The organism is Pseudorhodoplanes sp., assembly GCF_035565855.1.
Lineage (GTDB): Bacteria > Pseudomonadota > Alphaproteobacteria > Rhizobiales > Xanthobacteraceae > Pseudorhodoplanes.
Genome location: NZ_DATMRX010000322.1, coordinates 1 through 10,389 on the forward strand (window position 1 = coordinate 1; position 10,389 = coordinate 10,389).

The window sequence follows — 10,389 nt, forward strand, 5'->3', positions numbered from 1 at the left end:
CGACAGCGTTGCCTCGGTCTCCTCGATTCGCGATACCTCGGCGTGCAGTGGGCCTTCGCGGCACGCTTCGATCATGTGCAGCACGCGGTCGCGATCGCCTACGAACACCGCTTCGACGCGGCCATCGGTGCGGTTGCGCACCCATCCTTCAAGGCCATGCCGGTCCGCAGTGCGCCGCGTCCATTCGCGGTAGCCCACGCCCTGCACGCGACCGCTGATCAGGACACGGCGCATCGCCCGTTCGGTCATCCGCCAGCTCCCGATGCAAAACGACGAAGCGAGGCGATATAGGTGTCCGGCAAACCGCAATCGCGCGCCGCTGCGATCACGCCGGCCATGTAGGAGGCACGTGGGCACCCTTCGCTCATCTCGCAACCAACATAGACCAGCGCATCGACCGCTTCACCCTCATGCAGCACCGGCATCTTGGCATGGCGATAGAGCCCGCCGGCTATGTCTTCATAGGCATCGAGCGCGGCGAGATCGCGCGGACCGATTCGCCACAGGATGCCGTACACATCCTGTCCTTCGGACGGCACCACCGACGCGTAGCCATTGGCCATGATCACGAAGCGATGGTTCCGCAGCACGGCGACGCCCAGCTCCTTCGCCGTCGGACAGCGCCGTCGCATCGGCCCGCGGCTCATGTTGGAGCCATAGGCGAAATACAGCATCAGGCGCCCTGCTCGCCGGCATGCAGCTCGGAGGGCTGCAACGCGGCCCAGACCGAATACCAGATCATCAACAGGAGCGGCGCGACCGTGAAGGTCGAGAGCGCCGCAATGGTGACGTCCTGCGCGGCGGCAGCGGGTCCGGCGACAAGGTTCAAAACGAACACGAACGGGTAAATCAGTGTCGCGATCGAGGACGGCACCCAGGGCGCCGCCGTGCCGGCCGTGAGGTCGGCCGATTGCAGCACCAGCATCACCGCGAGGAGGATGACGGCAATCATCGCGATGAAAGCGACAGCGCTCACGCCCAGCACGCTGCGCTCGGCGCTGCGCAGCCGCTTCGCGGTCAACGCGAACCAGAACCACAACAGCGCAAGCTGCGTGACAACGAACGGCCAGATGCCGAAGCTTGCGGTGATCGCCGGCGCGCTGAGCATGTTGGACAGGACGGCGCCGATCGCCAATCCGATCAGCGCGCGCGCATAGGGTCCCTGGTCGAGATCGCCGGACGGCGAAAGCGATTCGATGGCCTTCATGGCGGCATGGTCGCATGACAGGCCGCGGGCGCCAATCCGCTGTCGCGCAGAGCGCTATTTGGGGATGACCTTGTCGACCGGGAGCATGCCCTCACGGTCGATCATCTCCTCATAGGCCTCAGGACCGGCGTCCTCGATGTCCTCATCGTGGATCGGATGCAGCGGATTGTCGCCGTCGGGGGACGGGCTGATGCCGGCATGGGCGATATCTTCCGCTATCTCGGGAAGCGAATCGGGCCGGTCAGGCCGCGGATCCTGCCTGCGCAGATCGTCTGGCACGACCGGAGGGGATGAAGGCGTCTTGCGTCCTGCCATGTCTCTCTCCGCGGAATGTTGCGTGGAGGAAACGACAGGACGATGCGGGGGTTCCCTCCCTTCCGCTGCGAAAAGCGGTTACGCAAACTCCATGATCACCGCATCGACGGCGAGGCTGTCGCCTTTCTTCGCGTGGATCTTTTTCACGGTGCCGTCACGTTCGGCGCGGAGCACATTCTCCATCTTCATCGCCTCGACCACCGCAAGCGTCTCGCCGGCCTTCACCTCCTGGCCTTCGGCGACCGCGATCGAGACGACGAGGCCGGGCATCGGGCACAGTAGCGACTTTCCGGTATCGGCCGCCTTCTTCACCGGCATCAGACGCGCATAAGCGGCTTCGCTCTCGGTATAGACATAGGCCCGCGCCTGCGCGCCGCGATAGGCCACGTCAAAGCCGTTCGGAACGGGAGTGACCTGCACCGCCACCCGCTTGCCGTCGACGGTGCCGAACCAGACCGGATCGCCGGGCTTCCAGTCCGATTGCAGCTTGTGGATATGGGCGTCGCCGTTGCGGAAGGCGACCTCGATGGCGCCATTCGTGCGGGTGACGTCGAGCTTGTATTCGGTCTCGTTCAGCCACACGGCGCGCTGGCGTTCGCGCATCACAAGCCTGTGCGGCATCTGCCCGGAAATCTGGCGTTTCCTTTCGCCCAGCACATGATCCACCGCACTCGCGACCGCAGCAAGCACATGCGCGGCCTCGCCTTCCGGAGCGACACCATGAAAGCCGTCCGGAAATTCTTCCGCGATGAAGCCGGTCGACAGCATGCCGGAGCGCCACCGCGGATGCGCCATCAGCGCGGACAGGAACGGAATATTGTGGCGAATGCCGTCGATGTAAAATGCGTCGAGAGCATCGGCCTGCGCATCGATCGCCGCGGTCCGGTCGGGCCCGTGGGTCACGAGCTTGGCGATCATCGGGTCGTAGAACAGCGAAATCTCGCCGCCCTCATACACGCCGGTGTCGTTGCGGACGGTGATGCCGTCCTTCTGCATTTCCGCCGGCGGGCGATAGCGCACCAGCCGGCCCGTCGAAGGCAGGAATCCGCGATACGGATCTTCGGCATAGACCCGGCTTTCGACTGCCCAGCCGACGAGCTTCACATCGCTCTGCTTGATCGAAAGGACTTCGCCCGCGGCGACGCGGATCATCTGCTCCACGAGATCGATCCCGGTGACGAGTTCGGTCACCGGATGCTCGACCTGCAGGCGCGTATTCATTTCCAGAAAATAGAAGGAGCGATCCTGCCCTGCGACGAATTCGACCGTGCCGGCTGAGTCGTAGCCGACGGCTTTCGCCAGCGCGACCGCCTGCTCGCCCATCTTCCGGCGCGTCGCTTCATCGAGCAGTGGCGACGGCGCCTCCTCGATCACCTTCTGGTTGCGGCGCTGGATCGAGCATTCGCGCTCGCCGAGATAGATGACGTTGCCGTGCTTGTCGCCCAGCACCTGGATCTCGATGTGGCGCGGATCGACGATGAACTTCTCCACAAAGACCCGGTCGTCGCCGAAGGAAGACTTCGCCTCCGAGCGCGCCCGCGCGAAGCCCTCCGCCACCTCCTGGCGCGAATAGGCGATGCGCATCCCTTTGCCGCCGCCGCCGGCCGAGGCCTTGATCATCACCGGATAGCCGATCTCGTCGGCGATCCTGGCGGCCTCTTCGGGATCGGCGATCTCGCCGAGATAGCCGGGGACGGTCGAGACTTTGGCCGCGGCGGCCGCCTTCTTGGACTCGATCTTGTCGCCCATGGCGGCGATCGCCTTCGGATTTGGCCCGATGAAGACGATGCCGTGCTCCTCCAGCGCCTTGGGAAAGGCCTCGCGCTCAGAGAGGAAGCCGTAGCCCGGATGCACCGCCTCGGCCCCGGTCGCCTTGCAGGCGGCGATGATCTTGTCGATCACGAGATAGCTTTCAGCGGCTGCCGGAGGCCCGATGTGGACCGCCTCATCCGCCATCTCGACATGCAGGGCGTCGCGGTCGGCGTCGGAATAGACCGCGACGGTGGAAATCCCCATCCGGCGCGCGGTCTTGATGATCCGGCAGGCAATCTCGCCGCGATTGGCGATCAGAATACGCTTGAACATGCGGCGGCGACCCTCTCCGTTCGACTCTTCGGCGCTGCAACAAAAATGTCAATTCTGATTCATGCGGCGAGCGCCAGGGCGGCGACCGAGTAAGCCGCCGCTCCCGCCAGAAAGCAGACGACGGCCATAACCAGGATTTGCACGGCGAAGCTGCCGCGCCCCACGATGGCGCCGATGGCGATCTTGCTCAGATTGTTGGAGACGACCGCCGCGAGTATGGCGAGCGAGGCGTCATTGAGCGACAGCGGCTGGGGCGTCAGCTGCGCCATCGACACGGTCACCGCGTCCACGTCCGCCAGCCCGAGCGCCAGCGCGCCGATGATGGCGCCACCGGCGCCGAGATTTTCCCCGAGTGCCCGTCCGGCGAGCACAATGCCCGCAAGGAGGATGGCAAATCCGAGCACGGACCAGAACTCGAAGGGGTTCTTGAACTCGACCTTCTGATCGTCCCCGTCTTTGCCGTCGCGCCAATAGGCCTGAACGAATGCGAAGGCGAGTGCGGCGACGACTGCGGCGCACAATGGCGGCGCAATCAGTTTCAGAAGGTCCGGCTTGAGCGCCATTGCGATCGCGACGACCCGGGCAAAGGACACCGCCGTTGCCAGCGCCACGCCCGCGGCAAGGAGGCGCGGCGTCCCCTCACCGGCCGCCGCGCGGCGCGCGCTGGAGGCGGTCACCGCCGTGGATGACACAAGCCCGCCGGCCGCCGCCGCCAGCATGATGCCATGCTGCGAGCCGAGCGCCCGGACCGCGACATAGCCAACGAACGATACGCCGGCGAGGACAATCGCGATCAGCCAGATTTCCCTCAGGTTGACTCCGCCAAACGGACCGATCGGCAGGTCAGGAATGATCGGCAACGCGATGAAGGTCATCGCCAGCAGAATGAGGGCGCTGCGGATTTCGCGCGCTTCCATTTTGGCGAGCCAGGCGTGCAACGGTGTGCGTAAGGCGAGGATACCCGCGGTCGCGACCGCGGCGGCCCCGGCTGCGCGCATATCTCCGATCATCGCATAGACCGACAGCGCGAAGGTGAGCATGCCCGCAATCGCGGTGGTCCCCGAATAATTGTTGTCGGCGCGGTTCTCGTCGCGGCACATCATTGTGAATGTTGCTGCAAAGGCCGCGAAGCTTAAGCCGATGACAACGCCGCCTGTGATGGTCAGCGGTGACCCGGCGGCTTCGGCAATCACGCCGATGACGCCGCCGAGAAGCCCGATGATCGTGAAAGTGCGCACGCCCGCGGTACGACTGCCGGGCTTCTCCTCGCGGGTATGCCAGCCTCGTTCGATCCCGATCAGGAGACCGATGCCGAGTGCGACGCCGAAATGCGAAACAAGGTTGGTGGTGTCCATGCGTGTTATGGACCGGTGCCGCAGGCCAGAAGGATTTTGCGGCAATCAGGCAAAGAGCGCAAAAATGACCTCCCGATTAGCTAAAAAGCAGATATTCGTTGTCTTATAATTGTTCCCTAACCGCTTTATATAATCTGCGCGCAGCGCCGTCCGGCGCGTGATTTATCTTCAGCAATGCCTCGCGTCCCCGATGGAGGCGCGAACCATGGAGGATGACATGGCTCTCGCGATTAACGACACCGCCCCCGACTTTGAAGCCGAAACCACGCAGGGCAAAATCCGATTTCATGAGTGGCTGGGCGATTCCTGGGGCGTCCTGTTTTCGCATCCGAAGGATTTCACTCCGGTCTGCACCACCGAGCTTGGCTATATGGCACGCATCAAGCCGGAATTCGACAAGCGCGGCGTGAAGATCATCGGACTCTCGGTCGACCCGGTCGATCGTCATGCAGGCTGGGCGAAGGACATCGAGGAGACCCAGGGCTTCGCGCCGAACTATCCGATGATCGCAGACACCGACTTCAATGTGTCGAAGCTGTACGGGATGCTGCCGGCCGCAATTTCGGGCGATCCGACAAAGCGGACGGCCGCCGACAACCAGACCGTCCGCAACGTCTTCATCATCGGCCCTGACAAGAAGATCAAGCTGATCCTGGTCTATCCAATGACAGTCGGCCGCAACTTCGATGAGGTCCTGCGCGTCATCGACTCGCTGCAACTCGGCGCCAAGCATAAAGTAGCCACGCCCGCCCAATGGAAGCAGGGTGACGACGTGATCATCGCCGGCTCCGTCAGTGACGAAGACGCCAAGACCTTGTTCCCGCAGGGCTGGAAATCGCCGAAGCCCTATATCCGGATCGTGCCCCAGCCGAAGTAACACCACTTCGCATTGAGCCGCGTCCGTGCGATCATGGCGACGTGGCTCAGGCACCCGATCTCGGCTTTATCCATCGCTACATCCCGGCTGCGGACGCAGCGCGTCCGCCGCTTTTGTTGCTGCATGGCACCGGTGCCGATGAGAATGACCTGATCCCGCTGGGGGAAATGCTGGCGCCGGGCGCAGCTCTATTGTCCCCGCGCGGCAAGGTGCTGGAAGGCGACGCGATGCTCCGCTTCTTCCGGCGCTTCGACGACGGGCGCTGGGATCGGGCCGATTTCGAAGCGCGCACGGCCGAACTCGCAGACTTCGTCCGGCGCGCTTGCAGGCTCTACGGTCTCGCGCCTCCGATCGTGCTGGGCTTCTCGAACGGCGCGAATATCGGCTGGGGGCTGATGCGCTTCGATCCAACGCTGCTGTCGGGCGCGCTCCTCATGCGCGCGTCGCTTCCCTTCGATCCGCGCCCCTTCCCGGATATGACCGGCTTTCCCGTGCTGTTGTTGTCCGGCAGGGACGATCCTCTGGTGCCGGCAGATCGACCGCCCTATTTCGCCGCGCTTCTCGGCGAAGCCGGTGCCGACGTGATGCTGGAATTTCTGCCGGCCGGACATGCATTGACCCAGCAGGACCTTGTCTTCGCACACAGCTGGCTCGAACGCTTCGTCGCGCCTGATCGTTGACCGAGCGCGCCGTCTTTTCCGCCGACGTGACTTGTGGCAAGCGAGCGCCATCATCTCTCTTGCAAGGTCAACAATGCGTCAGGATCAGCAGCCGCCCTTCGCCGACATGCTCGGAATCAAGGTCATTCGCGCCGAACCCGATCGGATCGAGGCGGAACTCCCCGTTGGTCCGGAGCTGGGAAACCGCAACGGCAATATGCATGGCGGCGCGGTGATGGCCTTCGCCGACGATCTCGGCGGCGCGGCCACGATCATCAATCTGCCGGAGGGAGCGACCACTGCGACCATTGAAAGCAAGACCAATTTCTTCGCCGCGATCAATGTCGGCGACGTCGCGCGCGCCGAATGTACGGCTTTGCACAAGGGCAGAACAACGATGGTCTGGCAGACCCGCATCACCCGCGCGAGCGACGGACGCCTCGCCGCGATCGTGACCCAGACCCAGCTCGTGATTGCCGGCAAGTTCGGCAAGTGATCGGTGCATGATATGGCCGACGATCTGCAATCCTCGGCCATCGTCTGGTTCCGCGACGACCTGCGCCTCGCCGATCACCCGGCGCTGACCGCAGGCGCGAGGGCTACCACTCTCACCTGTCTCTATATCCTGGACGAGGACCCCGCAGCCCGCGCGCTTGGCAGCGCCTCGCGGTGGTGGCTGGCGAATGCGTTGCGGGCGCTCGACGCCGACCTCCGCACGCTTGGACAGCGGCTGGTGCTGAGGCGCGGCAAGGCCCGTGACGTCGTCTGCTCGGTCGCGCGCGAAGTGCAAGCAACGCAGGTCTACTGGAACCGGCGCTACGATGCGGCGGGAATGGCGACGGACGACGCCATAGCCGCCGCGCTTAAAGCCCTCGGCGTCCGCGGCGGCAGCTTTCCCGGCAATTGCCTCATCGAGCCCGGCAGGCTTGTGACCAAGGACGGCGGCCCGCTTCGCGTATTCACGCCGTTCTGGAACCGCGTGCAATCGCTTGGCGCGCCGCGCCTGCCGATGCCGCCACCGAAAGAACTGCCGCCGCCACGCGATATCCGGTCCGAAACACTGGAAGACTGGAAACTCGAACCGACGGCGCCAGACTGGGCCGGCGGACTTCGCGCGACATGGACACCCGGCGAAAAAGCGGCGCGCGACAGGCTCGCCGATTTCCTCGATGACATTCACGATTACGCGGATGCGCGCGACCGGCCCGGCAAACCGGCGACCTCCCGCCTCTCCCCGCATCTGCGCTTTGGCGAAATCGCGCCGGTCGCCGTCTTCCACGCCGCGCGCTTTGCAGCCGATCACGGCGCGCCGTCACGCGACATCGAGAAATTTCTCAGCGAGCTTGGATGGCGCGAATTCTCGTATCATCTGCTGCATCATTACCCTGCCCTCGCGACCGAGAATTTGCAAAAGCGGTTCGACGCATTCCCGTGGCTTAACGACGATGCCGCACTGAAAACGTGGCAGCGCGGCAAAACCGGATACCCCATCGTCGACGCCGGGATGCGCGAACTCTGGCACACCGGCTGGATGCATAATCGCGTGCGCATGGTGGTTGCTTCGTTTCTGGTGAAGCACCTCCTGATCGACTGGCGGCGCGGCGAGCAATGGTTCTGGGACACGCTGGTCGACGCCGATCCGGCCAACAACGCGGCGAGCTGGCAATGGGTGGCGGGCTCGGGCGCGGACGCCGCGCCATTCTTTCGCATCTTCAATCCGATCCTGCAGGGCGAAAAATTCGATCCGGCAGGTTCTTATGTGCGCCGCTGGGTGCCGGAGATCGCCGCCCTGCCCGACCGCTTCATTCACAAACCCTGGCTCGCCTCGCCACGCGAACTGGCGGCCGCCGGGATCGCTCTCGGGAAAACCTATCCCAAACCGATCGTCGATCACGACGTTGCGCGCAAGCGCGCGCTCGAAGCCTTCGCTGCGATCAGGACCTGACCGCGCCCCTGTTCACGACAAACACCCCAACCGCGCAGAGCACCATGCCGGCGACGGCGAGCGCGTTCAGCGTCTCGCCGAACATCAGCCAGGCGATAACCGCCGTCACCGCCGGGACGAGATAGAACAGGCTCGCCACCCGCGACGCCGGGATCCGGCGGATCAGCCAATACATCAGCGCGATGGTGAACACCGACAGCACGATGACCGACCAGCCGAGCGCAAGGATGAATTCAGCAGTCCAGTCGATCGGGCGTATTTCGAATGCATAAGCGGCGACCGCAAACACGGCGGTCGAACCGGCGAACTGGAAAAGGTTTCCCGACCGCCAGTCGATCGCTCCGCAATAGCGCTTCTGATAGAGCGTGCCGAGCGTAATCCCGATCAGCGACATCACGCTGGCGATCCACCCAAGGACGGTGCCGGACATCGCGACATTTCTGTCGTTGAGCACCAGCAACACGCCGACGAGCCCGAGCACGAGGCCGCCCCACTGGATCGCCGTCACGCGCTCGCCGAGAAAGCGGGACGCAAGCGTTGCCGTCAGGATCGGCTGGAGCCCCGGTATCAGCGCGGAAATACCCGCCGGCACGCCCTGGGCCAGGGCGACAAAGACCGAGCCGAGATAAACCGTCTGCACCAGAAAGCCGGCGACGAGGCTGTGCCCGATCTCGTGCGGTCGCGGCAATGGCACCCGCATCACGGCGACGATGGCTGCAAGCACCAGCACGACCAGGCTCACGCGGGCGAACATGAAGGTCAACGGCCCGGCATAAGGAAGTCCGTATTTGGCGGAGATGAACCCCGTGCTCCACAGGAACACGAAGGTGAGCGGCGCAGCGCGAATGGCCAGATCGGTGAAGGACGGTTTCACGAAGGACTTCCAGCGGAACGACGGCCATCACGCCGCACTCGAACCTGCGTGCGAACTTTTTGACCGCGCGCGTGTGTAGCGAAGCCATGCGTCAAAGTCATTGCGTGATGCGTTGATCCGGTACATCAATGAATCGAATGAGTGCGTAAACGGAGACGCGGACAATGGATGTACGTGCGGCGGTGGCGGTCGAAGCAGGCAAGCCTCTCGAAATCATGACGGTTCAGCTCGAGGGTCCGAAGGCTGGCGAGGTGCTGGTGGAAATCAAGGCGACCGGCATCTGCCATACCGACGAATTCACCTTGTCCGGCGCCGACCCGGAAGGGATTTTTCCCTCCATCCTCGGACATGAGGGCGCGGGCGTGGTGGTCGATGTCGGCCCCGGCGTGACCAGCGTGAAGAAAGGCGATCACGTCATCCCGCTCTACACGCCGGAATGCCGGCAATGCCCCTCATGCCTGTCGCGCAAGACCAATCTCTGCACCGCGATTCGCGCCACGCAGGGCAAGGGACTGATGCCCGACGGCACCTCGCGCTTCTCGCTCGGCGGCAAGCCGCTCCACCATTATATGGGCTGCTCGACCTTTTCGAATTTCACCGTGCTGCCGGAGATCGCGGTCGCGAAGGTGCGCGAGGACGCCCCCTTCGACAAGATCTGCTACATCGGCTGCGGCGTCACCACCGGCATCGGCGCGGTGTTCAACACCGCGAAGGTCGAGTTCGGCGCCAAGGCGATCGTGTTCGGCCTGGGCGGCATCGGCCTGAATGTCATCCAGGGACTGAGGCTCGCCGGCGCCGAGATGATCATCGGCGTCGACATCAACAACGATCGCAAAGCCTGGGGCGAGCGCTTCGGCATGACGCATTTCGTCAATCCGAAGGAGGTCGGCAAGGACCTCGTCGCCTATCTCGTCGACATGACCAAGACGTCGGCCGACCAGATCGGCGGCGCCGACTACACCTTCGATTGCACCGGCAACGTCACGGTGATGCGGCAGGCGCTGGAAACCTGCCACCGCGGATGGGGCGTTTCGGTCATCATCGGAGTCGCACCGGCCGGCGCGGAAATCTC

Annotated in this window: 12 protein-coding genes; 5 read left to right on the forward strand and 7 right to left on the reverse strand. The window is 64.1% G+C overall.

Going from position 1 to position 10,389, the window contains the following annotated elements; all coding sequences use genetic code 11:
• The 6 genes from VN004_RS18360 to VN004_RS18385 form a co-directional block, all read right to left on the reverse strand.
• On the reverse strand, positions 1–249 hold a 249-nt coding region (locus VN004_RS18360; protein ID WP_325613112.1), incomplete at its 3' end, for an acylphosphatase.
• Positions 246–674 (reverse strand): gamma-glutamylcyclotransferase family protein, encoded by a 429-nt coding sequence (locus VN004_RS18365; protein ID WP_325613113.1) that lies wholly within the window; start codon positions 672–674, stop codon positions 246–248. The genes VN004_RS18365 and VN004_RS18360, both read right to left, overlap by 4 nt.
• Complete coding sequence (locus VN004_RS18370) at positions 674–1,207, reverse strand: hypothetical protein (protein WP_325613115.1); 534 nt, start codon at positions 1,205–1,207, stop codon at positions 674–676. Before VN004_RS18370 ends, VN004_RS18365 begins: the two co-directional genes overlap by 1 nt.
• Before the next feature lie 54 nt (positions 1,208–1,261).
• Positions 1,262–1,522, reverse strand: coding sequence for a hypothetical protein (locus VN004_RS18375; RefSeq protein WP_325613117.1), 261 nt, complete (start codon positions 1,520–1,522; stop codon positions 1,262–1,264).
• A gap of 78 nt (positions 1,523–1,600) precedes the next feature.
• A complete protein-coding gene (locus tag VN004_RS18380) occupies positions 1,601–3,607 on the reverse strand; it encodes an acetyl/propionyl/methylcrotonyl-CoA carboxylase subunit alpha (RefSeq protein ID WP_325613119.1) in 2,007 nt (668 codons plus the stop codon).
• 59 nt (positions 3,608–3,666) lie between these two features.
• Positions 3,667–4,962 (reverse strand): MgtC/SapB family protein, encoded by a 1,296-nt coding sequence (locus VN004_RS18385; RefSeq protein WP_325613121.1) that lies wholly within the window; start codon positions 4,960–4,962, stop codon positions 3,667–3,669.
• A 217-nt stretch (positions 4,963–5,179) separates the two neighbouring features.
• Between VN004_RS18385 and VN004_RS18390 the strand changes: the two genes are divergently transcribed.
• From VN004_RS18390 to VN004_RS18405, 4 genes are all read left to right on the forward strand, one after another.
• Positions 5,180–5,839, forward strand: a complete 660-nt coding sequence (locus tag VN004_RS18390) for a peroxiredoxin (RefSeq protein ID WP_325613124.1) — start codon at positions 5,180–5,182, stop codon at positions 5,837–5,839.
• Positions 5,840–5,880: 41 nt separating this feature from the next.
• On the forward strand, positions 5,881–6,519 hold the full coding sequence (locus tag VN004_RS18395) for an alpha/beta hydrolase (RefSeq protein ID WP_325613127.1): 639 nt from the start codon (positions 5,881–5,883) through the stop codon (positions 6,517–6,519).
• Positions 6,520–6,592: 73 nt separating this feature from the next.
• Positions 6,593–6,994, forward strand: a complete 402-nt coding sequence (locus tag VN004_RS18400; protein ID WP_325613131.1) for a PaaI family thioesterase — start codon at positions 6,593–6,595, stop codon at positions 6,992–6,994.
• Positions 6,995–7,006: 12 nt separating this feature from the next.
• Positions 7,007–8,443, forward strand: a complete 1,437-nt coding sequence (locus VN004_RS18405) for a deoxyribodipyrimidine photo-lyase (protein ID WP_325613133.1) — start codon at positions 7,007–7,009, stop codon at positions 8,441–8,443.
• Here VN004_RS18405 and VN004_RS18410 read toward each other — a convergent pair.
• Complete coding sequence (locus VN004_RS18410) at positions 8,433–9,317, reverse strand: DMT family transporter (protein WP_325613138.1); 885 nt, start codon at positions 9,315–9,317, stop codon at positions 8,433–8,435. The genes VN004_RS18405 and VN004_RS18410 overlap by 11 nt on opposite strands.
• A 164-nt stretch (positions 9,318–9,481) precedes the next feature.
• Here VN004_RS18410 and VN004_RS18415 point away from each other — a divergent pair.
• The coding region (locus VN004_RS18415; protein ID WP_325613140.1) for an alcohol dehydrogenase catalytic domain-containing protein at positions 9,482–10,389 on the forward strand (908 nt) is incomplete at its 3' end.

Coding starts and splice junctions, on each gene's coding strand:
- VN004_RS18365 (WP_325613113.1), bottom strand. CDS start 674: ATGCTGTATTTCGCCTATGGCTCCAACATGAGCCGCGGGCCGATGCGA.
- VN004_RS18370 (WP_325613115.1), bottom strand. CDS start 1,207: ATGAAGGCCATCGAATCGCTTTCGCCGTCCGGCGATCTCGACCAGGGA.
- VN004_RS18375 (WP_325613117.1), bottom strand. CDS start 1,522: ATGGCAGGACGCAAGACGCCTTCATCCCCTCCGGTCGTGCCAGACGAT.
- VN004_RS18380 (WP_325613119.1), bottom strand. CDS start 3,607: ATGTTCAAGCGTATTCTGATCGCCAATCGCGGCGAGATTGCCTGCCGG.
- VN004_RS18385 (WP_325613121.1), bottom strand. CDS start 4,962: ATGGACACCACCAACCTTGTTTCGCATTTCGGCGTCGCACTCGGCATC.
- VN004_RS18390 (WP_325613124.1), top strand. CDS start 5,180: ATGGCTCTCGCGATTAACGACACCGCCCCCGACTTTGAAGCCGAAACC.
- VN004_RS18400 (WP_325613131.1), top strand. CDS start 6,593: ATGCGTCAGGATCAGCAGCCGCCCTTCGCCGACATGCTCGGAATCAAG.
- VN004_RS18405 (WP_325613133.1), top strand. CDS start 7,007: ATGGCCGACGATCTGCAATCCTCGGCCATCGTCTGGTTCCGCGACGAC.